Origin of the sequence: Nonomuraea endophytica, from assembly GCF_014203235.1 — a bacterium.
Taxonomy (GTDB): Bacteria; Actinomycetota; Actinomycetes; order Streptosporangiales; family Streptosporangiaceae; genus Nonomuraea; species Nonomuraea endophytica.
In genome coordinates this window covers 472,293-497,173 of record NZ_JACHIN010000008.1, presented here as the reverse complement: position 1 = coordinate 497,173, position 24,881 = coordinate 472,293, and the positions used below count along the sequence as shown (strand labels likewise).

The 24,881-nt window shown below is 71.8% G+C and carries 20 protein-coding genes; 9 read left to right on the top strand and 11 right to left on the bottom strand.

Annotated features, from left to right (window positions below):
• The first annotated feature begins 28 nt into the window (after positions 1 to 28).
• On the top strand, positions 29 to 1,114 hold the full coding sequence (locus HNR40_RS30100) for an ROK family transcriptional regulator (protein WP_184967207.1): 1,086 nt from the start codon (positions 29 to 31) through the stop codon (positions 1,112 to 1,114).
• Here the strand turns inward: HNR40_RS30100 and HNR40_RS30095 are convergent.
• Together HNR40_RS30095 and HNR40_RS30090 are read right to left on the bottom strand one after the other, a co-directional pair.
• Positions 1,111 to 1,554: a cupin domain-containing protein gene (locus tag HNR40_RS30095; protein WP_312896560.1), complete on the bottom strand. Its 444-nt coding sequence runs from the start codon at positions 1,552 to 1,554 to the stop codon at positions 1,111 to 1,113. The genes HNR40_RS30100 and HNR40_RS30095 overlap by 4 nt on opposite strands.
• A gap of 31 nt (positions 1,555 to 1,585) precedes the next feature.
• Positions 1,586 to 3,811 carry an MMPL family transporter gene (locus HNR40_RS30090; protein WP_312896559.1) on the bottom strand — a complete coding sequence of 742 codons (2,226 nt, stop codon included), beginning with the start codon at positions 3,809 to 3,811 and terminating at the stop codon, positions 1,586 to 1,588.
• A 161-nt stretch (positions 3,812 to 3,972) separates the two neighbouring features.
• Between HNR40_RS30090 and HNR40_RS30085 the strand changes: the two genes are divergently transcribed.
• Complete coding sequence (locus HNR40_RS30085) at positions 3,973 to 4,500, top strand: TetR/AcrR family transcriptional regulator (protein WP_246509587.1); 528 nt, start codon at positions 3,973 to 3,975, stop codon at positions 4,498 to 4,500.
• Positions 4,501 to 4,998: 498 nt separating this feature from the next.
• Positions 4,999 to 5,298 (top strand): hypothetical protein, encoded by a 300-nt coding sequence (locus HNR40_RS30080; RefSeq protein ID WP_184967201.1) that lies wholly within the window; start codon positions 4,999 to 5,001, stop codon positions 5,296 to 5,298.
• A 43-nt stretch (positions 5,299 to 5,341) separates the two neighbouring features.
• Here the strand turns inward: HNR40_RS30080 and HNR40_RS30075 are convergent, their stop codons facing one another.
• From HNR40_RS30075 to HNR40_RS30060, 3 genes are all read right to left on the bottom strand, one after another.
• A complete protein-coding gene (locus HNR40_RS30075; protein WP_184967199.1) occupies positions 5,342 to 6,082 on the bottom strand; it encodes an ABC transporter ATP-binding protein in 741 nt (246 codons plus the stop codon).
• Positions 6,083 to 6,192: 110 nt separating this feature from the next.
• Entirely contained in the window at positions 6,193 to 9,255 is a 3,063-nt protein-coding gene (locus HNR40_RS55150) for an ABC transporter permease subunit (protein ID WP_246509586.1), read from the bottom strand.
• Positions 9,252 to 10,502, bottom strand: coding sequence for an ABC transporter substrate-binding protein (locus HNR40_RS30060; protein WP_184967197.1), 1,251 nt, complete (start codon positions 10,500 to 10,502; stop codon positions 9,252 to 9,254). Before HNR40_RS30060 ends, HNR40_RS55150 begins: the two co-directional genes overlap by 4 nt.
• 103 nt (positions 10,503 to 10,605) lie before the next feature.
• Here HNR40_RS30060 and HNR40_RS30055 point away from each other — a divergent pair, with 103 nt between their 5' ends.
• Positions 10,606 to 11,694 carry an alcohol dehydrogenase catalytic domain-containing protein gene (locus tag HNR40_RS30055; RefSeq protein WP_184967195.1) on the top strand — a complete coding sequence of 363 codons (1,089 nt, stop codon included), beginning with the start codon at positions 10,606 to 10,608 and terminating at the stop codon, positions 11,692 to 11,694.
• Here the strand turns inward: HNR40_RS30055 and HNR40_RS30050 are convergent.
• On the bottom strand, positions 11,691 to 13,052 hold the full coding sequence (locus tag HNR40_RS30050; protein ID WP_184967193.1) for an FAD-binding oxidoreductase: 1,362 nt from the start codon (positions 13,050 to 13,052) through the stop codon (positions 11,691 to 11,693). The genes HNR40_RS30055 and HNR40_RS30050 overlap by 4 nt on opposite strands.
• A 9-nt stretch (positions 13,053 to 13,061) precedes the next feature.
• Positions 13,062 to 13,817 carry an SDR family oxidoreductase gene (locus HNR40_RS30045; RefSeq protein WP_184967191.1) on the bottom strand — a complete coding sequence of 252 codons (756 nt, stop codon included), beginning with the start codon at positions 13,815 to 13,817 and terminating at the stop codon, positions 13,062 to 13,064.
• Positions 13,818 to 13,895: 78 nt separating this feature from the next.
• Here HNR40_RS30045 and HNR40_RS30040 point away from each other — a divergent pair, with 78 nt between their 5' ends.
• Genes HNR40_RS30040 through HNR40_RS30030 form a run of 3 tightly spaced genes read left to right on the top strand, consistent with a single transcriptional unit; the run spans position 13,896 to position 16,752 of the window.
• Entirely contained in the window at positions 13,896 to 14,993 is a 1,098-nt protein-coding gene (locus HNR40_RS30040) for an acyl-CoA dehydrogenase family protein (protein WP_184967189.1), read from the top strand.
• On the top strand, positions 14,990 to 15,925 hold the full coding sequence (locus HNR40_RS30035; protein ID WP_184967187.1) for an acyl-CoA dehydrogenase family protein: 936 nt from the start codon (positions 14,990 to 14,992) through the stop codon (positions 15,923 to 15,925). Before HNR40_RS30040 ends, HNR40_RS30035 begins: the two co-directional genes overlap by 4 nt.
• Positions 15,922 to 16,752, top strand: a complete 831-nt coding sequence (locus HNR40_RS30030) for a TIGR03619 family F420-dependent LLM class oxidoreductase (RefSeq protein WP_184967185.1) — start codon at positions 15,922 to 15,924, stop codon at positions 16,750 to 16,752. Before HNR40_RS30035 ends, HNR40_RS30030 begins: the two co-directional genes overlap by 4 nt.
• A 4-nt stretch (positions 16,753 to 16,756) precedes the next feature.
• Here the strand turns inward: HNR40_RS30030 and HNR40_RS56590 are convergent, their stop codons facing one another.
• Positions 16,757 to 18,436 (bottom strand): CHAP domain-containing protein, encoded by a 1,680-nt coding sequence (locus tag HNR40_RS56590; protein WP_184967183.1) that lies wholly within the window; start codon positions 18,434 to 18,436, stop codon positions 16,757 to 16,759.
• Positions 18,437 to 18,702: 266 nt separating this feature from the next.
• Between HNR40_RS56590 and HNR40_RS30020 the strand changes: the two genes are divergently transcribed.
• Together HNR40_RS30020 and HNR40_RS30015 are read left to right on the top strand one after the other, a co-directional pair.
• Positions 18,703 to 19,329, top strand: a complete 627-nt coding sequence (locus HNR40_RS30020) for a PaaI family thioesterase (protein ID WP_184967181.1) — start codon at positions 18,703 to 18,705, stop codon at positions 19,327 to 19,329.
• Positions 19,330 to 19,884: 555 nt separating this feature from the next.
• Complete coding sequence (locus HNR40_RS30015; RefSeq protein WP_184967179.1) at positions 19,885 to 20,562, top strand: GntR family transcriptional regulator; 678 nt, start codon at positions 19,885 to 19,887, stop codon at positions 20,560 to 20,562.
• 7 nt (positions 20,563 to 20,569) lie between these two features.
• On the opposite strand, the gene HNR40_RS30010 is transcribed toward HNR40_RS30015, so the two are convergent.
• Genes HNR40_RS30010 through HNR40_RS30000 form a run of 3 tightly spaced genes read right to left on the bottom strand, consistent with a single transcriptional unit; the run spans position 20,570 to position 24,864 of the window.
• On the bottom strand, positions 20,570 to 21,319 hold the full coding sequence (locus HNR40_RS30010) for a glucose 1-dehydrogenase (RefSeq protein WP_184967177.1): 750 nt from the start codon (positions 21,317 to 21,319) through the stop codon (positions 20,570 to 20,572).
• The gene (locus HNR40_RS30005) at positions 21,306 to 23,342 is read right to left on the bottom strand and encodes an acetate--CoA ligase family protein (protein WP_184967175.1); all 2,037 of its coding nucleotides are present in this window, start codon (positions 23,340 to 23,342) and stop codon (positions 21,306 to 21,308) included. Before HNR40_RS30005 ends, HNR40_RS30010 begins: the two co-directional genes overlap by 14 nt.
• The gene (locus tag HNR40_RS30000) at positions 23,329 to 24,864 is read right to left on the bottom strand and encodes a class I adenylate-forming enzyme family protein (RefSeq protein WP_184967173.1); all 1,536 of its coding nucleotides are present in this window, start codon (positions 24,862 to 24,864) and stop codon (positions 23,329 to 23,331) included. The genes HNR40_RS30005 and HNR40_RS30000 overlap by 14 nt, the downstream gene beginning before the upstream one ends.
• Positions 24,865 to 24,881 lie beyond the last annotated feature (17 nt).

The following is a 24,881-nucleotide window of genomic DNA, read 5'->3' as shown; positions in this document are numbered from 1 at the left end:
GTCACAGTTATGAAACGGAGTCACATAAGTGGCGGGTGACGCTTCGCTCCTGCGACGGGTGAACACCCAGGTCACGCTGAATGCGCTGCGCCGCGAAGGCGTGGCCACGCTCACCCGGCTCGGCCGGATCACCGGGCTGTCCCGGCAGACCGTCGAGACGGTCCTGGACGAACTGGCCGAGCGCGGCTGGGTCAGGGAGATCCCGCCGGACGAAGGCGTCATGGGCCGGCCCGCCCGCAGGTTCGGCTTCCGTGCCGACGCCGGATACGTGCTCGGCGTCGACATCGGCGCCAACAAGATCCTCGCCGCGCTCGCCGACCTCAACGGCGAGGTCGTCAGCTGGCACCGCGTGCCCGTCTCCGACGGCGCCCCGGCTCCGGAACGCCTGGAGGCCGCCCGCCAGGCCGCTCTGGCCTGTGTGGACGTCGCGGGTGTGGCCCGTACCCGGGTGTGGGCGGTCTGCGCGGGCACCTCGGGCGTCGTGGACCGCTCAGGCCGCGTCTCCCTGTCGACCGTGCTGCCCGGCTGGACGGGCGTCGACCTCGCGGGGCTGGCCGGGGGCTGGTTCGGGTGCAAGGGCCTGGCCGCCAACGACGCCAACCTCGCCGCCCTGACCGAGCACTGGCGCGGCAGCGCGCAGCACGCGGCCGACGTCGTCTACGTCCTGGTCGGCCATCGGGTCGGCGCGGGCATGCTGATCGGCGGCCGGCTCCACGGCGGCAGGACCGGCGCGGCCGGCGAGATCGGCGCGCTACGCCAGGTCGGCTGGGAGGACGCCGCCGCCGAACTCGACACGCACGGCGAGGCGGCCGCCGTCTTCAAGGCCGCAGGCGACGGCGACCCCGCCGCCGCCCGCGCCGTCGAGCGCTTCGCGGAGAAGCTCGCGATCGGGGCCGCGGCCCTCGTGCTGGCCGTCGACCCCGACCTGCTGGTGGTCGGCGGCGGCTACTCCCGCGCGGGCGACGTCCTGCTCACGCCGTTCCGCCGCCACCTGACCGATCTGTGCCTCGGCGTGCCCGAGGTGGTCACCTCCACGTTCGGCGACGAGAGCGTCGCCCTGGGCGGGGTACGGCTCGCCCTCGACCACGTGGAACGGGAGATCCTCGGGCTCTAGACCATGTATTGGTCGTGCCGGTGATAGAGCTCGGTCCACTCCTCGTCGCTCAGCTTGCGGCCGGAGGTGGCGATCTCGGCCAGCGCCTCGAAGTACGCCTCCCGCGGCGCGCCCGGCGTGAACAGGATCAGCATGGTCACCCGCTCGCCCGACTCGTTGCGGAAGCCGTGGTGACCGCCGGGCGGGACGTACAGGAAGTCGCCGGGCCGGCCGTCCACCCACGTGTCGCCGCTGTAGAGCTTGACCGAGCCCGAGATGACATAGAACGACTCGGAGATCGTCCGGTGGAAGTGCGGGGTGGCGCCGCCCGGCCTGACACCCATCTCCCACCGATATAGCCCGAACTGCCCGTCGGTGGTGGCGCCGGTGCCGAGGTAGTGCACCTCGGTGCCACCGGCGCCCATGACCAGGTCGGGGGCTTGATCACCCGGGCGGAGCACGCCACTGTGCTCTCCCGAGTCGTCTTTGTATCTAACTTCGGGATACGACATGGGGCTCACTCTTCCAGACCTGCGGCTCCTCGTCGTCCTCGTGACCTTCGACGGAGAGGTTGGGCAGCAGCCGGTCCAGCCAGCGCGGGCACCACCAGTTGAGGCGGCCGAGCAGCACCATCGTGGCGGGGACGAGGAAGCCGCGGATGATCGTGGCGTCCACGGCGATGGCCACCGCCAGCCCCACGCCGAACGTCTTCACCAGCGGGTCCGGGTAGGCGATGAAGGCGACGAACACCGCGACCATGATCAGGGCGGCGGAGGTGATGACCCGGCCGGTCGAGCCCAGCCCCTCCGCCACCGCCCTCCGGTTGTCACTGTGTCCATGGTCGCGCCCGCTTCGCTCCTCGTTGGCTCCTTCGTCGCTCTCTCGTCGCGAGCTCCTGCGCTCCGTCTGCTTGAGGTACGCCTGCCGTACCGCCGTGAGAAGGAACACCTCGTAGTCCATCGAGAGCCCGAACAGCACCGCGAACAGCATCAACGGCACATACGGCTCGATCGGCACGGTGAAGAAGAGCGTCTGCAGGTAGGAGGCGTCGGCCGGCGGGTCCATGCCGACCAGCTGGCTGCCCACGCCGTAGGAGAAGACGATCGCGAGCGCGCCGAACGCGGCGCCCAGCGACACCAGGTTCATCAGCGCCGCCTTGAGCGCGACCACCGGCGCGCGGAACGCCAGCAGCAGGAGCATCGCGCTGAGCAGCACCACCACGCCGATGACCAGCGGCGTGTTGCCCGAGATCCGGTCGGCGGCGTCGGCGAGCGCGGCCACCTCCCCGCCGACGTGCACGTTCACGCCCGGCCGGTCCAGCGCCCTCACCGCCTCCACGACCGCGGGCGCGCGCTCGTCGCTGGGCGCGTAGTCGGGGATCGCCTGGATCATCACGGTACGGCCGGCGTCGTTGAGCTTGGGCGGGCTCACATGGGCGATGCCGTCGATGTCGCCCACGTCCCTGGCCAGGCCTTCGACGATCGGGTCGGTGGCCTTGGCCACCTTGTTGCCCAGCTCCGCCACGACGACCAGCGGGCCGTTGCTGCCGGGGCCGAAGCCGGTGGCCATCAGCTCGTAGGCGCGGCGGGGGGCCGACCCCTGCGTGCCGTACCCGTCGTCGAGCGGCCCGAGCTTCAGCGCGAGCGCGGGCGCGGCGAGCGCGCCGAGCGCCAGAACGCTGGCGAGGAGTACGCTCCACGGCCGCTTGGCGACCCACGCGCCGAGCCCGGCCCAGCCGCCGGAACCTTCCCTGCGGCGGCCCAGGAACGGCACCTTGAGCGCGTTGACCTTCTCGCCCAGCACGCCGAGCAGCGCCGGGGCCAGCGTGATCGAGGTGAGCACGGCGAAGACGACCGAGATGCCGGTGATCCAGCCGAGCGTGCGCAGCAGCGGGAAGCCGCCGAGCACGAGCGCGCTGAGCGCGATGATGACCGTGCCGCCCGCGAACACGACCGCGCCGCCCGAGCTGGAGACCGTGCGCCGCACCGACTCCAGCACCGGCACCCCGTCGGCCAGCAGCTTGCGGTGCCGCGAGAGCAGGAACAACGCGTAGTCGATGCCCACGCCGAGCCCGATCATCGTGGCCATGATGCCCGCCTGCTTCGGCACGTCGACCACGTGCCCGAGCAGCCCGATCACACCCAGGCCCGCGGCCACGCTGACCAGCGCCGTGAAGATCGGGATCAGCGCGGCCACGAGCGTGCCGAAGGCCAGCACCAGCACGAGCAACGCGCACAGGACGCCGATGATCTCGCTGGGGCCGGTCTTGATCTCCTTGTCGGCCGGCGTCGAACTGTCCGCCGGAACCACCTCGATGCCCAGCGCCCGCGCCGGATCGGCGGCCTTCGACAGCGCCTGCGTGGTCTCGGCGATCTTGGCGTTGTCGTGGCCCTCCATGCGGACCACGATCAGGCCGATCTGCAGGTTGGAGGCGATGCCGCCGCGCCGGTAGGGCGACTCGACCTGCTTGACGTGGGGGAGGTCGCGGAGCTTGTCCATGGACCGTTCGACGGCCTGTTTCCTCGGCTCGTCGGTGAGCGGTCCCTTGTCCGAGTAAAGCACCAGCTGCACCGTGCCGCCCGGCGCGTATCCCGGGCCGAACCCGTCGCGCATCAGGTCGTGCGCGCGCTGCGCGTCGGTGCCGGGGATGGTCACGTCATTGCTGACCGGCCGGCCGGAGACCAGGCTGCCCGCCATGAGGCCGGCGGCCGCGATCACCCATAAGGCCAGTACCAGCCGCCCGTGCCGTGCACACCAGCTACCGATCCGCCCGAGAAACCTCGTCATTGTTTACGCCCGTCCTGTACGCTCGTACAGCGTCTACGATGCCGAGATTAGATGGGAAATTTCCGGAAATCCCGTGCTAGGGCGGAAATGAGATGATGACCACAGTCGACCCCGGGAACGACACCCGCAGCCGCATCCTCGCCGCCGCCCAGCGCCTGTTCGCCGAGCGCGGCTACGCGGCCACCTCACTGGCCGACATCGCCGCCGAAGTGGGCCTGACCAAGACCGCGGTCGCCTACCACTTCCACCCGAAAGACCGTCTTGCGGCGGAGCTCCTCGCACCCGCAGCCGACGACGTCTTCGCCCTGCTCGGCACCCGCGACGACTTCGTCCCCGCACTGGTGGACTGCGTGGTGCGCAACCGTGCGGTGATCCGGCTGCTCATGGAAGACTTCGGCACCGCCGACTCCGCCCCACCCGGCACCCCCGGCGAGGCCATCCGCACCTTCCGCGACGCCATCCACGAACGCCTGGTCGGCCCCAACCCCTCAGAACGTGACCGGATCCGTGGGTGGGCTGTGCTGGGAGCGTTGCAGTGGGGCGTCGTCCACACCATGGACCTGCCAGAAGACCTCGTCCGCACCGAACTCCTCCACCTGGCCCAACCCCCAACCCCCTAACCCTCCCGAGCTCTCGCTCCTCCCGAGCTCTCGCTCCTCCCGAGCTCTCGCTCCTCCCGAGCTCTCGCTCCTCCCGAGCTCTCGCTCCTCCCGAGCTCTCGCTCCTCCTGAGTCCCCACTCCTCCTGAGCCCCCACACCTTCCCAGCCCCCGCGCCTCCCCAGCCCCCACCCCTCCCGAGCCTTTACGCTTCCCGAGCTTTTGCTCTTCCCGAGCCCCCGCTCCTCTTGAGCCCCCGCCCCTTCTGAGCCCACAGCCCTCCTGGGCCCCAACGCGCTGAGCCCTCAGCCTTGAGACCACAGCTCTTGAGCTTTCGAAGTCTGGGCCACCGACGGCCTTGGCCGCTGACCCGGGCCGCGCCACGGTCGATGGACCGGCGCTTGTCCACAAGGTCTCGCCCGAGCGCAGTTATCCCCAGAACCCCGTTCTGCCGCCCAGCCCCCACCCCGGCCAGGCGATGCTAGGCACTCCAATCCGCAGCACCCCTTGGAGCCGCCACATGCTCGCCCACCTCCACCGCCTCAGCGCCCTCGCCGGTGCCCTCGCCGGAGTAGTCGCCCTCACCACCACGCTCGCCGCCCCGGCCGCTGCGAGCCCCGCACCCGCCACCCCACCCACGCCTGCCTTCCAGGTCGCGGCACATGCCAAGCCGGCGTCCCGACCCACGCCTGCCCGTCAGCTCGCGGCGAGCGCCACACCAGCTCCCGAGCATGCGGCACCCCAGGGAACCCCCGAGCCACCCATCGACGGCCACACTCCCCGCGACGCCGACCCTGACGAATACCGCCACTCGGCCTGAACAACCCTCGCCACGCCCAACCCCGGCACGGCAGGGGACGAGGTCAGCCCAGGTAGGCCGCTCGGACCACCGGGTTCTCCCGGATCTGCGCCGGAGTGCCGCGGGCGATGACCTTGCCCAGGTCGAGGACGACCAGCCGGTCACAGGTGCCCATGACGAAGCCCATGTCGTGCTCCACCAGCAGGACCGTGGTGTCCAGCGCGGCGACGACCTGGCGCAGCCGTACCGTCTGGTCGTGGTCGAGACCCGAGGTGGGCTCGTCGAGCAGCAGGAGGCGCGGCCGGTCGGCGATCGCCCGCGCCAGCTCGACCAGCCGCCGCTGCCCGACGGGGAGGGAGGCGGCGTAAGCGTCCCGAAGCTCAGTGAGCCCGCACAACTCCAGAACCTCAGCCACCCGCCCGGCCCGCTCGCGCTCCAGCCGCCGCCGAGCAGGCCACCCGACCAGATCGGCGGGCAGCCCGCCGCCACCCCCACGCCAGTCGAGGGCGGCCAGCACATTCCCCGCGACAGTGAGCCGACCGAACACCTGCGTACGCTGAAAAGTACGCCGCAACCCCGCCCTTGCCCGCAGAAGTGGCGACAGCGCGGTCACATCCGCTCCATCCACCCCGACCCGCCCACGGAGCGGCCTGCGCAGACCACACACCACATCGAACAACGTCGTCTTACCCGCACCGTTGGGCCCGATGACACCGCAGATCTGGCCCTCCGGAACCTCGAACGTCACCTCCGACAACGCCCGCACCCCGCCGAAGGCAACCGACACATCCTCGATCGCGAGCATCACAACACCCCCGAGCAGACGCCGGCGAACCAGTCGTGGCGCGCTCCGGCCGTGGTGATGAGCGGCAGATCAGTGGTTGTGGACATCAACACCTCCAGGGCGGCTGGGCATCAGGGCACCCCCAGGTAGGTGGCGGTGAGCCGGGTCGGGTCCACCTCGGAGCGGGGGCCGGTCCAGGTGATGCGGCCCAGGCGCATGAACGCGACCCTGTCGGCCACCGCCAGGACCTCGGTCGCCTTCTCCTCGACCAGGAGCAGGGCCACGCCGCGTTCGCTGAGTTCGGCGAAGATCTCGAAGACCTGCTGCACGATCAGCGGTGCCAGGCCGAGCGAGGGTTCGTCGGCGATCAGCACCGCGGGGGGTCTGATGAGGGCGGGGGCGAGCGTGAGCAGTTGCTGTTCGCCGCCGGAAAGCGCTCCCGCGGCCAGGGTACGGCGGGCCGCGAGCTGCGGCATCCGGTCGTAGACCGCTTCCGTGTCGGAGAGCCAGGTGCGCAGGTTCTCCTCAACGGTGAGGCCGGGGAAGACTCCGCGTCCCTCGGGCGCGAGCAGGATGCCCTCGCCGACCCGCCGGTGCGCGGGCCAGCGGGTGACGTCGATGCCGTTGAGCAGGACGCGGCCCGTGCTGACGGGCAGGTCTCCGGCCGCCACGGCGCAGGCGGTGGACTTGCCGGCCCCGTTCGCGCCGAGCAGGGCGACCACCTCGCCCTCGTGCACCTCCAGGTCCACCCCGCGCAGCACGGTCGTGTCGCCATACCCGGCCACCACGTTGTCCAGCCGGAACAATGGCGTGGCATCCAACTCCCCGACCCCGCCGACCGCTCCCTCTGAACCTCCGGAACCCCCCGAACCTCCGGAACCCCCCGAACCTCCGGAACCCCCCGAACCCCCCGAACCTCCGGAACCCCCCGAACCCCCCGAACCTCCGGAACCCCCCGAACCTCCGGAACCCCCGGAACCCCCGGAACCCCCGGAACCCCCCGAACCCCCGGAACCCCCCGAACCCCGCGGCCTCGGCACCACCACAGCCCCGGCCATAGCGGGTCCGGGCCCGGCCGTAGACGCTTCCGCATCGGCCGCGCTGGAAGGGGGTGTGGTCGTGCCGGGCTGGCCTGAGTCAGGCGTGGACGTTCCTGCCGAGCTGCGCGCCGACGCCGGTGGTGTGCCGGTGGTCGTGCTTTGCGTGCCTGTGCTGGGCTTCGCAGGTGCAGGTGCAGGTGCGGGTGCGGGTGCGGGTGCGGGTGCGGGTGGGGTGGTTGTGCCGGGCGTAGGGGTGGTGGGGTGGGGGGTGTGGCGTTGGCGGTGGTGGTGGCGGTGTTGGGCTAGTTGGGTGAGGACGCCGTCTGGGTGTTTGGCGAGGATTACGCCGCCTGCTCCGAACAAGATGGCGCCTACATGGGCGGAGATTTCCCAGGCTGAGAGGATTTCTGGGAAGGCGGCGGCTATCAGGCCGCCCAGTACGGCACCGCCGATCCGGCGGACGCCCTGGAGGACGACCACGGCCAGCCAGACGAACCCGGCGAACGCCGGCAGATCGGTGGCGGTGATTGAGCCCTTGGAGATGGCGAACAGTACGCCGCCCAGGCCGGCGATTCCGGAGGCCCGGGCGAAGAGCATGATCTTGGTTCGGGGGCCGGAGATGCCCGAGGTGGTGGCGGCGGCGGGGGCGGAGCGGACGGCGAGGATGGCGCGGCCGGAGGCGGAGCGTTCGAGGTTGCGCACCAGCAAGGCGACCAGGCCGATGAGGAGCAGGAGGACGACGACGCGCACACGGGGGTCGGAGGTGTCGGCGAAGCCGAAGCCCAGGGCGGGCAGTTGCCAGCCGATGGTGCCGTTGCTGAACGTGTCCACCTGGAAGAGCACCTGGTCGGCCAGCAAAGCCAGGGCGAGGGTGGCCAATGTCAGAATGCGGCCGCCCAGGCGCAGGGCGGGCAGCGCCACCAGCATGCCCACGGCTGTCGCCGCCAGCACGCCGAGCACGATCGCCACCGCCAGGGGCAGGCCGGAGGCGAAGGCCCAGCCGCAGGTCAGCGCGGCCATCGAGGCGAACGCGGCCTGGGCCAGGTTGACCATGCCGCCGATTCCGGTCACCACGACGAAGGAGCAGAAGATCAGCGCCAGGACGAGCCCGTGGGCGGCGATGCCGACGTAGTACTCCTGGGCGGTGAAGGTGAAGACGACCAGTACGGCCAGCGCCACGGCCCAGGGCAGGCGGCGCCGCCAGGGTGGGATGCCCGCGAGGTAGTCGGGCGGCGGCGCGTCTTCGGCCGCGCTGCCGGCGACGCGTTCGCGGGATCGGTTCAGCAGGATCAGGCCGGCGAACAGCAGCAGGACCGGCACCGCCGTACGCAGGCCGGTGATCTCTGAAAGGAAGTCGGTGTATCCGGCGACCAGGTTCTGCACGACGCCCAGCCCGAGCCCGGCCGCGAACGTCCAGGGGATCGAGCGCAGCCGCCCGAAGACGGCGGCGGTCGCCGAGGCGAACAGCAGGACGGTGTACGCGGTCGCGTCCAGCCCGATGATCGAGACGGCCAGGACTCCGGCCAGCCCGGCGAGGCCGGAGCCGAGCATCCAGGCCAGGCCGGAGGTGGCGTCGGCGTCGATGCCGCGCAGGGTGGCCAGGCGCCGCCGGTCGACGCTGGCGCGCATCCGCAGGCCGTACGGCGTGTGCCGCATGAACGCCCACAGCCCGAGCGCGGCGACGGCGGCGAAGGCGAACGTGATGAGTTGCCCGGAGTCGAGCGGCACGCCGAGCACGGTGAAGGTGGTGGCCGGGAAGGGGCCGAGGCCGCGGGGGAGGGAGGTGGCGTCGGCGCTGGGGAGTTCGAGGAGGTCGACGAGGAGCAGTCCGGCGGCGGGTAGCGCGATCGTCAGCCCGATCGTGCCGACAATCTGCGCGGTTTCCCCCGCCTGCGCCAATCCCCGAAACATCACCCGGTGCAGGAAATATCCCAGTAAAGGCGCAAAAATCGCAACAGCCACCACCGCACACACCCACGTCGGCAGCCCCAACGCCACATTGAGCTCGTAGTACACCAGAGCCGTCAGAAAGCCGACCGCCCCGTGCGCGAAGTTGAAGACCCCGGTCGCGGCATAGGACAGCGTCAGGCCCGAGCCCATCACCGCGAAGATCGCGCCCGTGACCAGGCCGCTGAGAATGTAGCCCAGGATCATTTGAGCGGCACGTTGTCGAAGCACTTCATGTTCTTGGCCACCTGGAACGCGCCGCCCTCAAGCTTGACCAGCGCGCCGCAGCCGTTCGGCTCGGCATGGTCCTTGGGGTACTGGACCCTGCCGAAGCCCGCGTTCTCGTAGCTGTAGGAGCCGTTGCCCACGTCGAGCACCTTCTGCCGGGTGAGGTCCTTGCCGGCTTTGCCGGCCATGTCGAGGAAGATGTCGGCCGACCAATATCCGATGGCCAGGTGCTGGGTGAGCGGGGTGCCGGGGGCGACCTTCTCCACGTCCTGCCGCAACTGGGCGATCTCCGGCGCTGTCGACTCGAAGGGCTCGAACATGGGCGCGGCGATCACGCCCTCCATCGCCTGCGCGGTGGCCGGGTCCTTGAGGATGGCCACGTCGTAGCTGGTGGCGTCGCTGAGCGCGCCCTTGTAGCCGGCCTTCTTCAGCGCCGTGTAGAGCCCGACGTTGAACTTGGTCCCGGCGATGATCGAGACCACGATGTCGGGCGCCTGGCCGCCGTCGGAGGTCATGATCTTGTTGACGTACGGCAGCCAGTCGGGTGGCGGCGCGGCGGCGGGCAGCGCCGAGTTGAGGCCGACGAGCGTGAACCCGGCCGCCTCGAAGGACTGGGAGATGGTCTTGCCGCCGTACTTGCTGCCGCTGGAGTCGGAGGTCTGCACGTAGACGGTCTTGCCTTCGGCGCCGCCGAGCAGGTCGGCCATCTGCCGTCCCCACCAGGTCTGGGAGCCCGCGCCCGGTTTGGGGGCCAGGCAGCCGCTGTAGCCGAAGCCGGTCTTGGTGCCGCACCACTGGGGACCGGTGGCCCAGCCGTACCAGGGGACGCCCTGTTGTTCCAGGAAGGCGGCGCCGCCGAAGTTGGGCGCGTGCACCGGCAACACGGCGAAGACCTGGTCCTTCTGGACGAGCTTCTTGGCCGCGGCGTCGCCCTTGGCCGCGTCCTGGCCGTCGTCCTCGGCGCCGACGAACTCGATCTTCCGGCCGTGCACGCCGCCCGCGGCGTTGGCGCGCTCGAAGCGCGCCTTCGCGCCGATCTCGGCGTCCTTGGTGGAGTAGCCGCTGGCACTGGTTTTGGTCAGCACGCCGCCGATTCTGATCGTCGTGTCCGTCACTCCGGGTACGGCGCCGCCCGCCGCACCGGGGGCCTTCTGCTGGGCGGCGCACCCCGCGAGCGCCACCAGCACGGCCACCATGATCCCGAGTTCCCGCCGCAACATGGCCATCACCGCTCCATTTGGCCTAGCGCTCGCTTGGTTTCGGACAGCGTAAGCAGCGGTTTCCTGCACGTCAATGTTCAACCAAGCAATTGCTTGATACGGTCGGCGCATGCTGATGCGCGCGGCCGTCCTGACCGAGTACGGCAAGCCCATGGAGATCCACGAGGCGGACATCTCCGACCCCGGACCAGGCGAGGTGCGCGTCCAGGTCAAGGCCTCCGGCGTCTGCGGCTCCGACCTCAAGGCCATCGACGGGAAGAGCCCGGTCGTCTCGCGCCTGCCGTTCATCCTCGGTCACGAGAGCGCCGGAATCGTGGAGAGCGTGGGCGCGGGCGTGAGCGCGGTGAAGCCCGGCGACCACGTGGTCGTCTCGATGAGCGGCCCGTGCGGCAGATGCCCGGCCTGCGGCGCCGGCCGCTTCCACCTGTGCTCGGGCCCGGACCGCATCGCCACGATCATGGGCGGCCCGCCCCGCGTGCACCTGGACGGCGTGGAGACCCGCCGCTTCATCGGCATCGGCTCCTTCGCCGAGTACGCGGTCGTGCGCGAGGCCGCCTGCGTGAAGATCGCAAAAGACGCCCCCTTCGACGCGATGTGCCTGCTGGCCTGCGGCGTCATCACCGGCGTCGGCGCCGTCCTCAACGTCGCCCGGGTGGAGCACGGCGCCGCCGTCCTCGTCGTCGGCTGCGGCGGCGTCGGCCTGAACGTCATCCAGGGCGCCGTCCTCGCCGGAGCCACCACGATCATCGCCGCCGACGTGGCCGAGCAGAAGCTCAAGCTCGCCGAGCGCTTCGGCGCGACCCACACGCTGATCCCCGCGGATCTGCCCGCGCAGGTCGCCGAGATCGTCCGCGGCGGCGTGGACCACGCTTTCGACGTCACCGGCGTCCCCGGCGTCCTGGCCTCGGCCTTCGCCGCCACCGCACCCGGCGGGACCACCGTGATGGTCGGCAGCCCGCCCCAGGGTCGGCCCGCGCAGATCGAGCCCGGCCTGCTCTTCGCCTCCCGCCGCCTCATGGGCACCCAGGGCGGGGACAGCGCGCCCCACCGCGACCTGCCCATGCTCGCCGCCCTCGCCCAGCAGGGCCGCCTCGACCTGTCCGGACTGATCAGCGAACGGCTCCCGCTGGAGCGGATCAACGAGGCCGTCGAGCACACCCGTCAGGGCGCCGTGGCCCGCACGGTGATCACCTTCTAGAGCACTTTGCCCGGGTTGAAGATGCCCGCCGGGTCGAGCGCCGCCTTGACGGAGCGGTGCAGGGCCAGCACCTCGGGGCCGAGTTCCGCGTGCATGCCGCGCATCTTGAGCAGCCCGACGCCGTGCTCGCCGGTGACCGTGCCGCCCAGCGCGATCGCGTCGTCGAGGATCGACTCGAACGCCCGCTGCGCGCGGTCCCGCGCGTCGTCGTCACCGGCGGGCACCACGATCAGCGGGTGCAGGTTGCCGTCGCCGGCGTGGGCGATGTTGGCGATGTGCACGTCGTGCGCCTTCGCGTGGCCCTCGATCCTGGCCAGCATCTCGGGCACCAGGCCGCGGGGGACGCAGACGTCCTCGGTGAGCACCGGGCCGAGCCGTTCCAGCGCGGGGTAGGCGAGCCGGCGCGCGGCGAACAGCGCCTCGGCCTCCTCCGCGTCGGTCGAGCGGGTGCTCCAGCCCGCGCCGGCGGTGTCGAAGCAGCGCTGCAGCTCGGCGGCCTCACGCTCGTTGCCGCTGTCGATCCGGCCCAGCAGCAGCACGTCGCCGAGGTCGGCCAGGCCCATGTTCTTCCAGTCGTCCACCGCGCGCAGGCAGTAGCGGTCCACCAGCTCCAGCGCGGCGGGCGTGACGCCGCTCGCGGCCACGGCGGCGACCGCCCGGCCCGCGGCGACCAGCGAGTCGAACGCGCCCACGACCGTCGTCGGCGCGCCGGACGGCAGGCGCAGCAGCCTGACGGTGATCTCGGTGATGACGCCGAGCGTGCCCTCCGACCCCACGAACAGCGCCGTCAGGTCGTAGCCGGCCACGCCCTTCCTGGTCCTGCGGCCGAGCCTGACCAACTCGCCGGTGCCGGTCACGACCTGGAGGCCGAGCACGTAGTCGCGGGTCACGCCGTACTTGACGCAGCAGACGCCGCCCGCGTTGGTCGCGGCGTTGCCGCCGATCGTGGACCACGGGGAGCTGGCCGGGTCCGGCGGGTACCACAGGCCGTGCTCGGCCACCGCAGCGCGCAGCCGGTCGTTGACCACGCCGGGCTGCACGACCGCGATCTGCTCGGCGGCGTCGATCTCCAGGATGCGGTCCATGCCCTCCATGGCCAGGATCACGCAGCCGTCGACGGCGTTGGCGCCGCCGGACAGGCCGGTGCCGGCGCCGCGGGGCACCACCGGGACCCGGTGCTCGGCGCAGACGGCCACCACCGCGCGTACCTGCTCGGGGTTCTGGGGTCGCACGAGCGCGGCGGCGCGCCCCTGCGGCGCCCAGGCGGCCTGGTCGCGGGAGGAGGCGGCGATGACGTCGGGGTCGCGGACGATCCGGCCGGGAGGCAGCACGGCGGACAGGGCATCGAAGAACGGCACGTCCGCACGTTACGTGAACAGTTGCCCCGAGTTCACGTCGACCGTGGCGCCGGTGATGGCGCCGGCCTGGTCGGAGGCGAGGAAGATGACGGCCCGCGCCACGTCCTCCTCCGTCGCGATGCGGCGCAGGGCCATGGCCCGCAGGTCCCGCTCGCGGATCTCCTCGAAGGTCACACCCTCGGATTCGGCTCTGGTACGCATCCAGTCGTCCAGCACGTCACTGGCGATCCAGCCCGGAGCCACGCAGTTGACCCGGACCCCGGAGGGCCCGAGCTCGTCGGCCAGGCAATGGGATAAGAGATGGGCGCCCGCCTTGCCCACGGCGAAGTCGGAACGGCCGGCGTAACCCTTGCGGGAGGACATGGAGGTGACGTTGACGATCGAGCCCGACCCCTGGGCCACCATGTGCGGAGCGATGTAGCGACAAGCCACTAAAGTCCCATAAGTCCCGATATCAACGGCTTCGCGCCACGATCTGAGGTCATCTGGGGACATGTCGAGGACATTGCGGCGATGCGTGCCCGGGAAGGCCGCGTTCACCAGCACGTCGATGCGCCCGAACCGGGCCAGCGTCCTGGCCGCCAGCCCGCGCATGTCGGCGGGCACGGTGACGTCGGCGGCCACCGCGATCGCGCCGGGGACCGGCCGCCCGGTCCTGGCCGCCGCGACGACCTCGGCGCCCTCCTCCCTCATCAGTCCGGCGAGCGTGGCGCCCAGGCCGGGGCCGGCGCCGGTGATGATCGCGATCTTGCCGTCGAGCAGCATGGCCGGATCGTAACAAGCGCTTGGCTCCGTGTCGTGCCCTCCTGGCCGCAGAACCAAGCGTGCGCTAGGTTGGGCAGTGTGGATCTCGACTTCACCCGGGCCGAGCAGGACTTCCGCACCGAGATACGCGGCTGGCTGGCCGATCACGTGCCCGCCGCGCTGCCGTCCATGGACACCAGCGACGGCTTCGCGGCCCACCGCGCGTGGGAGGCCGAGCTGGCCGCCGCACGGCTGTCGGTCGTCTCCTGGCCCATCGAGTACGGCGGGCGCGCCGCCTCACTGATCGAATGGCTGATCTTCGAGGAAGAGTACTGGGCCGCCGGCGCCCCGGGCCGCGTCACCCAGAACGGAATCTTCCTCCTCGCCCCCACCCTGATGCGCTTCGGCACCGAAGACCAGCGCACCCGCTGGCTCCCCGGCATGGCCACCGCCGAACACGTCTGGGCCCAGGCCTGGTCCGAACCCGAGGCGGGCAGCGACCTGGCCGCCCTGACCTCCCGGGCCGAACGCGTAGACGGCGGCTGGCGCCTGCACGGCCACAAGACCTGGAGCTCCCGCGCCGCCTACGCCTCCCACGGCTTCGGCCTCTTCCGCACCTCCGGCGAACGGCACCGCGGCCTCACCTACTTCCTCTTCCCCCTCGACGAGGTCGAGGTCCGCCCGATCGCCCAGCTCGACGGCGAGCACGGCTTCGCCGAACTCCACTTCGACGGCGTGTTCGTCCCCGACGACATGGTCCTCGGTGAACCCGGCGAGGGCTGGCGCATCGCCATGGCCACCACCTCCTCCGAACGCGGCCTCGCCCTGCGCAGCCCCGGCCGCTTCCTGGCCACCGCCGACCGCCTCCTGCGGCTCGCCGCGCCCGACCCCGTCCTCGCCGACCGGGCCGCCCGCTGCTGGATCGACGCCGAGGCCTACCGACTGCACACCTTCGCCACCGCCCGCCGCCTGACCGAGGGCGCGGAGATCGGCTCGGCCACCAGCATGGGCAAGGTCTTCTGGTCCGAGCTCGACCTGCGCATGCACACGCTCGCCATGGAACTGCTCGGCGAACGAGCCGCCGCCACCTCCTGGCACGACGGCTTCCTGTTCGCCCTGGCCGGGCCCATCTACGCCGGCACCAACGAGATCCAGCGCTCCATCATCGCCGAACGAGTCCTGGGGCTGCCCCGATGAACTTCGCCTTCACCGACGACCAGCTCGCCCTGGCCGCCACGGTCAGGGACGTCCTTCGCGCCCACTGCCCGCCCCAAGCCCTCCGCACCGAGCGCGTCCCCGGCTGGGCCGAACTGGCCGCCACCGGCTTCTTCACCGCGCTGGTGCCCGACGCGGCCGGCGGACTCGGTCTGGAACTCATCGACCTGGTCCCGGCGCTGGAGGAGACCGGGCGCGCGTGCCTGCCCGGCCCGGTGGTGGAGACCGCCGTGGCGGTGCCGTACCTGCTGAAGGGGCTGCCCGAGCTGACCAAGCTCGGCGCGCTCACCGTGAGCGCCGCCCACGACGGACTCGCGCCCGACGCCGACCTCGCCGACCTCGTCGTGATGGGTCCGCGCGTGACCACCCGTGATCGGGTACGGCTGGCGCCCGCCCCCGGCGCCGACCCCTGCCGCAGGATGTTCGAGGTGAGCCTGACCGGCTCCGACGAACTGCCCGGATCCTGGGCCGCCGCCCTGCCCAGGGCCACCGTCGCGACCGCCGCCCAGCTCATCGGGGTGGCCCGCCACCTGCTGGACACCTCGGTCGGCTACGCCCGCGCCCGCACCCAGTTCGGCGGCCCGATCGGCGGCTTCCAGGCGGTCAAGCACATGCTGGCCGACGTGGCGATCGCGATCGAGTTCGCCGCGCCGCTGGTGAGCCGGGCGGCCCTCACGCTGGAGCGGCCCAGCGCCGTCCGCGACGTCAGCGCGGCCAAGGCGGCGGCAAGCGAGGCCGCCGCGCTCGCCGCACGCACCGCCCTGCAGGTCCACGGCGCCATCGGCTACACCTATGAGCTGGACCTGCGCTTCTGGCTCGCGCGGGCCTGGTCGCTGTCGGCCGCGTACGGCGGCGCGGCCGAGCACCGCGCGATCGTCCGCGCCGAACTGCCCGGGGCTGCGAGGTTCCCATGAAGTACGGCGTGCCGCTCGGCCTCATCCACCCCGCCGCCTGGAAGGACGTGGCGGTGGCCGCCGACGAGCTCGGGTTCGAGTCGGTGTGGCTGCCCGAGCACCTCGTCTTCACCACCGACCTGTCCACGGCCACCTACCCGGGCGGCGCGAACCCCGGGATCAGGCCGGCGACACCGCTGTTCGACGCGCCCGCCTATCTGTGCTTCCTGGCCGCCTGCACGCGGCACGTGCTGCTGGGGACGGCGGTGCACCTGTTCGCGCTGCGGCACCCCTTCGTGTCGGCGCGCGCCTTCGCCACGCTCGACGTGGTGTCGGGCGGGCGGGCCGTGTGCGGGGTGGGCGCCGGGTGGTACCGGGGGGAGTGGGAGGCGGCCGGGGTGCCGTTCGCCGAGCGCGGCGCCCGGCTGGACGAAGCCCTCGCGGTGGCGCGGCGGCTGTGGAGCGAGCCGGTCGTCAGCTACTCCGGGCGTTTCTACGACTTTCCCGAGGTGGCCTTCGAGCCCAAGCCCGTGCAGGCGCGACTGCCGGTGTTGTGCGGCGGCGAGTCGGCTGCGGCGCTGCGGCGGGCGCGGACGCTGGGGGACGGGTGGATCAGCATGCCGCACACCCTGGAGTCGGTCCGGCCCCAGCTCAAGGCGTTGCGGCCGCCTGCTGACCGGGACTTCTCCGTGACCGTGCACGCCTACCAACTGGCGTCACCCGAGGAGGTCCCCGACTGGGCCGCCCTGGGTGTGGACCGGCTGATCGTGCGGCCGTGGTCGCGTACGCGGGACGCCGTGAGCGGGCTGACCGCCTTCGCCGCCGCCTACGGCCTGCTTCCCCGCTGAGGCGTCACGCGTTGACGCGGCGGGATGCTTCCGTACGGCGGTGACGGCGGCCGCGGAGCGGGGCCTCCTGGGTGAACGCCTCCGGGGTGTCCAGGATGTCGCCGACGAACGTCGCGTGGGCGGTGGCGCGGTGGCGTCGTCCACGGGCCGGAGCGTACTGGGCGTTCTGGGCGAAGGCCGTGTCGAGCTCGGTGGGGAGCTCGGAGCGGCGGCGCCGGCCGTGGTAGGAGCCGGTCTTCTTCGGCGCGGGTGCGCGTGGGGTGAAGGGGTCGAACGGTTCGACGGCGCGGGCGGTGGCGGCGTCGAGGTTCTCCAGGGCCTTGGCGGTGAGCCGGTCGAGGTCGAGGTTGGGCTCGGGCTTGTCGAAGATGCGGGGGAGCGCGCCGGTGTCCTCGGAGAACACGTAGTGCGAGGTGTCCACGGCGGGCTGCCGCGTGTCCAGGGGGAGCTGCGGGGTGTCCACCGCCGGGTGCCGTGTTTCCAGGGCGTTGGCCGTGGCCTCCATCTGGGCGCTGACCTCGTCGATCGGGCGGTCCAGGATCGCGCCGGCGCGCAGGGGCAGCTCGGCGCCCAGCTTGGCCGGGGCGGTTTCCAGGCCGGCGAACGTCAGGTCCAGCGGCTTTTCCGCGACCGGGGCCGCCTCGGTCGCCAGGGTGACCTCGGAGGTGGTTACCAGGGCGATCTGGCCGCGGCGGGGGCGGCGGCGCCTGCCGCGCTTGGGGGCGGGCTTGGCCGGGGTGGCTGCGGCGGGCCGTACACGGAGCTGGCGGGTTTTGGCGACGGCGAGCACGGCGAGGGCGGCGATCAGGGCCGAGCCGATGAACGCGGGCGTGCCCAGGGCGGTGGTCGAGTCGGCGGGCTTGGGGTCCACGATCACGGGCAGCGGCGCGGTGGTGGCGGCGTTCGTGTCGGCGGTGGCGGGCTTGGCGTGCTTGCCCTTCTTGACTGCTTTGCCGGATTCCGGGGCCGTGCTGGCGACGCCGGGCTTGGCGGTCTCGGGCCGCGCCTCAGTGGGCCGGTTCGCGCCGGATTTGGGCGCTGCGGGGCTTTCTGCGGTCTTCTGGGGTGAAGGGGCGGACAGGGGGGCGTGCGCCTGTTCTGGGGCCGTCTGGGGGATCAGTGCGGTCAGTCCCTGATCCGGGATGCCGTCGCCGTCGGTCGGCTGGCCGGTCGAGGCCTTGACCTCCTGGGCCTCCTGCTCCTCGCGCTTGCGCGCGGCCTCCTTGTCGAGGCGGGCCTTGATCTTCTCCGGATAGCCGTAGCCGACGACCTTGCTGGTGTCGCGTTCCTTGCGCTTGGCGACACCGCCGTCGATGTTGCCCTCGATCGTGTAGATCGTGTCGCCCTCGACCCGGGTCACGATGCCCACGTGGTCGATGCCGTCGACGTCGTTGCCGCCGCGCCAGTCGTAGAAGACGAACGCGCCCGGCTTGGGCGTCTTCCCCCACGCGCCCTGCTCCTGGAACCACTCGGCGTGCGCCACGGTCCAGGCGAACTGCCCTACCCAGTCCTCGTAGCCCAGCTTGGCCGCCGCCCAGGAGAGGTACATGTCGCACCAAGGTGCCGAACTGTAGTCGGCGTCGAACTCGATGTTCTTGCCGTACCAGTCGCCGAACTTGGTGTACGCATCGGCCTTCTCGGAGTACCCGAGTTCCTTCTCCAGCAGGTCGATGAACTTCTTCATCTCTGGCGTCATGTACGTGCTGCGGACCTTCCGGGCAGCCCGGGTACGAGGGAGCAACCCGGGACGCTAGTGACGACAGTGGGGGGCTGTTGTCTTCCGTGAGGAGTGAGGCTACCTCGCCAAAAGGCCAGGTCAAGCATGAGCCAAGAAAGCGCCAAGTGCAGCTCGACGGCAAAACCGCAGGTCAGGAGGCTGCCAGAAATTTCCCGAAATCGCCGGGAAAGGGGGAAAAGATCTACCGAATATAGTTCGGTATGCTGCTGGTCATGACGATCGAGGCGGCCCCCGTCGAAGCCCGGCTCCAGGCGCTCTGCGAGCTGTCCGCGCAGGTCCGCGACCTGATGGACGCCACCGCCCTGACCGATGTCCAGGAACCCGAGCTCACCGCCGTCACCGCGATGCTCGCCGAGGCCACCGCCCGCCTGCGCGCCGTCACCCGCGACACGCCGCGGCCGTTCGAGATCGGGCCCGACGGCAGCCTGCGCCACCTGGGCAACGCCGTCACCGGCGGCGCCAACCCGCACGCCCTGCCCCTGGTCGTCGAACGCGACGGCGCCGCCGTACACGCGCGGCTGTCCTTCCGGCCCATGCACGAAGGCCCGCCCGGATCCGTGCACGGCGGGATCAGCGCGATGATCCTCGACCACCTGCTCGGCCAGGCCGCCGCCGCTGCGGGCGCGGCCGGGATGACGGCCTCCCTGACCGTCCATTACCGCAAGCCGGTCCCGTACGGCACGCCCCTGCTGGCCAGGGCCGAACACGTCCGGGCCGAAGGCCGCAAGTCCTGGTCGGAAGGCCAGATCACCGCCCTGGACGGCACCCCGCTGGTCGAGGCCACCGGCCTCTTCATCACCCCCACAGGCTGGACCACCCACCCAGCCCCCCTCCCCTAACCTGCCCCGCCCCCGCACACCTCGCCATCCCGGACACTCGACCCCCCAGACACCCCACCCCGGGGACACCCCGGCATCCTGGACACTCTGGGCTCCCGGACACTCTGGGCTCCCGCCCTTCGGCACGCCGGTGGCCTCTAGCGCCCGTTGGGTGGTTGCTCTGCGCGAAGCCGCCCCGCCCTCGGACCCCCACGGCGCCCACGGGTCCCCGCCCTTCGGCCCCCCGCCCTCGGACCCCAACCCCCACGGCGCCCACGGGTCCCCGCTCTCGGGTCCCCGTCCTCGGCCCCGCGCCCTGGGGTCCTCGGCCCGCGCCCCCGGCTCCCGCACTCGGGTCGGGGTCCTCGGGCCTGCGCCCTTGGGTCCGCGCCCTCGGCCCCCCGCCCACGGGTCAGGGCCCACGTGCTTGTGCCCTTGGGTCTGCGCCCTTGGGCTGTCGCCCTGCCAAGGGGCTTGGGGTGTCGCCTTGCGGGCTTGGGTTGTCGGCCGTCGGGGTGTTCTTGGGGGCTGGTCTGTCCGGGGAGGGTGGGCAGGGGGAGACCGTAGGGTTGGGGCATGTCCACGGCCAGGGAGACCGTCTACGCCACGCTCAAAGAGCGCATCATCGAGGGTGACCTGCACCCCGGGCAGCGCCTCATCGAGCGGGACCTGGCCGCCGAGCTCGAGGTGTCCAGGGTGCCGGTGCGGGAGGCGCTCGGGCGGCTGGAGGCGGAGCGGCTCGTGGTGCTGGTGCCGCGGCAGGGGGTGCTGGTCAGCCCGTTCACCCCGCAGGACGTGGCGGACTTCTTCGACGTGCGGGAGAGCCTGGAGGTCCTGGCCGCCCGGCTCACGGCTCAGCGGGCTGACGGGAACGGGCTGGCGGCGCTGCGGGCCGTACTGGATCAGGCGGACGAGGCCACCCGGAGGCGGGACGCGCGGGCGATCGCGCTGGCCAACGCCGCGTTCCACACCGCGGTGGTGGCGTTGTCGGGCAACGCGCTCCTGGTCGACATGATGCGCCCGTTGGAGGCACGGCTGAGGTGGTTGTTCCGGCTCACGCACTATGACCCGGAACAGCAGTGCGCCGAGCACCACGAGCTGTATCAGGCCATCGCGGCGCACGACTCCGACGCCGCCGCCGACCAGGTGTTGCGGCACATCCACGCGGGGCGCGCCCGTTCGGTCGAGCTGGCCGCCACGTGGACCGCGGTCGATCCGGTGGCGGCCACCCGGACGCGGCGCCGCCGTACCTGATCGTGGTTCAGTAGCCGGCGCCGGTGGTGAGCCCGCCGTCGACGGTGAATTCGCTGCCCGTGCAGTACGACGCCTTGTCCGAGGCCAGGAACGCCACCAGGTGCGACACTTCCACGGGCTTGGCGAAACGCTTGATGACCATGGATTTCACGAAGGAATCGGCGTCGACCTCGTTCATCATGTCCGGGTCCAGCGCCATGGGTGTGTTGATCGCTCCCGGGTGGACGGAGTTGACGCGAATCTTGTACGGCGCCAGCTCCCGGGCCGCCGATTTCGTCACTCCCCGGATGGCGAATTTCGAGGCGGCGTAAGCGGAAAGCCCGGCCGCCCCGATGAATCCTTCGATCGAGGAGATGTTGACGATCGCCCCCCGGCCCGCTGCGCGCATCGGCTCGATGACGGTTTTGATTCCGAGCCAGGTGCCTTTGAGATTGACGTCGACCACCCGGTCGAATTCTTCGGGCGCCATGTCCGCGATCCGCCGGAACTTGAGAATCCCGGCGTTGTTGACCAGCACGTCCAGCTTCCCGTAGGCCTCCACGGCGGCGTCGGCGGCCCGCGCCCATTCCTCGGGCTTGGTCACGTCGTGCCGGACGTAAATCGCCCCGGTCTCCTCCGCGAGCGCCTTTCCCTCGTCGTCGAGCACGTCCCCGAACACCACCCGCGCGCCCTCTTCCAGAAACAGGCGCACATGAGAGGCGCCCATTCCGCGGGCGCCGCCGGTGATCAGCGCCACTTTCCCGTCAAGCAGTCCCATGACGCCCTCCAGCCGCGACGGCCACGGCCGCCGCCTCCATCGACCGATAAACCGGGATCCCCGCGACGGCGACGATCCGCCTGACCTCTTCTTCGACCCCGTCCGGCGCGCATTCCGCGTTCCGCACGACCAAAGTCACCCGCGCCCGCACGTCTTCCTGAGCCGCCGCCAAAGCCCGCGCGTATTCGAGCAAGGGCTCCGCCCGCGTGCCGTAGGTGAAAAAGCTCTGCGCGTTCACGTGCGCGACCACGTCCAGGTACGGCTGCCGCCCCACGATCGCCCCCACCACCTCACGCACCAGCTCGGCCCGCCCTCGCGGCCCCACCGGGATCTCCAGCGGATTGGCCAGTGAACTGCCGACCCCGACCCCGAGAGCGCGCAGTTCGTCGGTGACGTTGTCGGCCAGCGGATCCAGCCGCAGCCCCGCCCGATCGAGCACGTCAGCGGCCAGCACGCTCGCCCCGCCGCTCGGCCCCACCACCAGCACCCCGCCCGCGTCACCGAACAGCAGGCGGCGCGCGTGCGACTGGAAGTAGGACAGTACGCCGATCAGGTCGTCCTGACTGGAGACGAGCGTGGTGCCGGTCTGGTCGGCGAGCGCCTGCCAGATGCGGCCGTCGCCGACCAGGCCGCCGGTGTGGGACGCGGCGGCCCGCCGTCCCTGCGCGCTGCGCCCGCCCACCAGCATGACCAGGGGCTTCGGGCAACCGGCCACCGCCTCGAAGAGGGCGCGCCCGTCGCGCGGATCCTCCAGATACAAGCCCACGGCCGCGGTCTCCGGATCGGCCGACAGCCAGCGCAGAATCTCCGCCGGGGTCACGTCGGCCGCGTTGCCGACGGTGGCCACGCGGCTGAACCGCAGCCCCCGGCGCTCACCGACCTTGATCACCTCTCCGGCCAGCCCGCCGCTCTGCGAGATCAGCGCGATGCCGCCGGGCTCGCCCAGCCCGCCGCCCACGAACGTCTGGCGGCCCCGCGGACTGTAAACGCCCATGCAGTTCGGCCCGAGCAGCCGCGTCCCGGCCGCGCGGGCCGCCGACACCAGCTCCGCCTCCAGGTCGTGCGCGCCGGTCTCGCCGAAGCCGCCGCTCATCACCTGCACGTACGGCACGCGGCCCGCCTGCCGTACCACGTCGGGACATCGTGCGGCGGGCACGGCGACGAGGGCGTAGTCGACGTCGGCGGCGTCCAGCGACGGCACGGCGGGCACCCCGGCGATCTCCTCGGCCGTGGGGTGGACGGCCACGACGGGTGTCCCGGCGGCCTTGTAGAACTCCAGGAACATGTTCCCGAAGTTCGGTCGGGTGGTGGAGGCGCCGACCACGGCGACCGCGTTGGGCTCGAACAGCGGCAGAAGGTCGGGTACGGGGCGACTCGGGAGAGAGGCGTGACGGCCGAGGATGTAGCGGGCGTCCACGGCGACGGCGCCGCCGGGCGTGGCGATGATCGGGTTCAGCTCGAACTCGCCCAGGTCCAGACGTTCCCAGAGGCCGCCCGCTCCGCCCAGCGCCAGCAGGATCTTGACCACCGCGTCCACGTCCACCGGGTCCGCGCCGCGATAGCCGTACAGGAGGGGCGATCCGCGCAAAGAGGCCAGCATGCGGCGCGCGTCGGACTCCGTGATCGGGCAGAGGCGCAGGGCGGTGTCGCGGAGTGCCTCGGTGAAGACGCCGCCCAGGCCGGTCAGCAGGACCGGGCCGAACCCTGGGTCGTGGACGAGGCCGGCGATCAGTTCGATGCCGGGGGCGGCCTGTTCCTCGACGAGGTAGGCGTCGAGGTCGGCTCGGGCGGTCATGGCGGTCGCTTCGGCGGGCAGGTCGGCGTGGGTGAGGCCGAGGCGGACCGCGCCGACGTCGGACTTGTGGAGCGGACCGACGCCCTTCAGGACCAGGGGCGCCGCCAGCCCGGTGGCGGCGGAGAAGTCACCGTCCCGCACCACGACGCCCCGCGGCACCGCCACGCCGGCTGCCGCCAGAAGAGCCTTGGCCTCGAACTCTGAAACCGCGGGGTCAGGCTGGGTCACCGTGCTCCACCAGGTGTCCGTAGGTCTCGCGGATCTCGCGGCGCAGCAGCTTGCCGGGTCCGCCGGAGGCGTCCTGGAAGTGCGGCAGCGTGTCGGCGACCACGATCGTGTCCGGCCGCTGGTGCGGGGCGAGCGTGTCGGCCAGGGCGAGCGCGATCTTCGCCGGTTCCAGCGAATGCCCGGCCCGCGCCACGACCGCCAGCAGGACGCGCTGCTCGGAGGCACCTTCGGGAACGCCGACGGCCCCGGCCTCGGCCACCCCGTCGAGTGCGGCGGCCGCCTCCTCGACGGTGGCGGGCTGGGTCCACTGGCCCGACTTCAGGATCGCGTCCTCGCGCCGCCCGAGCACCTGCAGCACGCCCTCGGCGGAGAGGGAGCCGAGGTCGCCGCCCACGTACCAGTCGCCGCGCAGCACGTCGGCCGTCTGACCTGGCTCGCCGTCGTAGCCCGCCATGCGGTGCGGTCCGGCCAGGTTGATCTCGCCGGTCTGCCCGACGAGCCGCTCGCCGGCCGGGCCGGTGATCTTCACGGCGTTGCCGGTGCGGGCCCGGCCGGAGGCGCCGAGCGGGGTGGAGCCGTCGTCGACGCGGCCCATGCAGGTGTAGGGGGCCTCGGTCTGGCCGTAGTAGGAGTAGACCCCGGCCTCCGGAAGGCGTTCCTTGATCTTCTGGAGCATGGGCGCGGTCAGCGGCTCGCCGCCCAGCATGATCACCCGAAGGGAGGACAGGTCGACGCCGGTGTGGTCGTCGCCGCCGAGCAGCGCCGCGTAGAAGGAGGGGATCTGGGAGACGTGGGTGACCTTCTCGCGGGGGACGACCTTGAGGAAGTTGGCCGGGCCCCAGTCCTGTTCGAGGACGAGGCGCATCCCGGCGTACAGGGCCGGGCCGACGATCGCGGGGAAGCCGATGCCCCAGATGATCGCGCCGGTGCCGAAGACGGAGTCGTCGGCGCGCGGGACGTCGAGCCAGATCTGGGCGGTGGCCAGCGACGAGGCGTGCGTGTGGACGACCGCCTTGGGCAGGCCGGTGGTGCCCGAGGTGTAGTAGAGCGCGAGCGGGTCGTCGTGGTGGCCGCCGAGCGGGGGTTCGCTCTCGTCGTCGTGCTGGAGGTCGGTCGCGCTGATCCAGGTGGTGACGGCGGGCAGGTCAGGGCGGATCCTTTCGACGACCTCCGCGACGGTGGAGTCGTAGACGAAGGCGGTGCAGCCGGAGCGCTCGACGACGGCCTGGAGGGTCTCGACGGGCCAGTAGGGGTTGAGCGCGGCGGTGATCGCGCCGATCTTGGCCTGGGCGAGGTAGACCTCGGCCACCTGGAGCGTCTCGTTGAGCAGGGCGGCGACTCGCTGGCCCGGCTCGATGCCGGCGGCCAGCAGGGCGTGGGCGCGGCGGTTGACGATCCGGTTCAGCTGGTCGTAGGTGAAGCTCTGCTCGCCGCAGTAGGTGAGCGCGACCCGGTCGGGGGTGCGCAGCGCGCCGGCGGTCAGGATCGCGTGGCCGTAGTTTCCGTAGGGTGATCGCGCCATGGGGGGAGGCCTCCGGT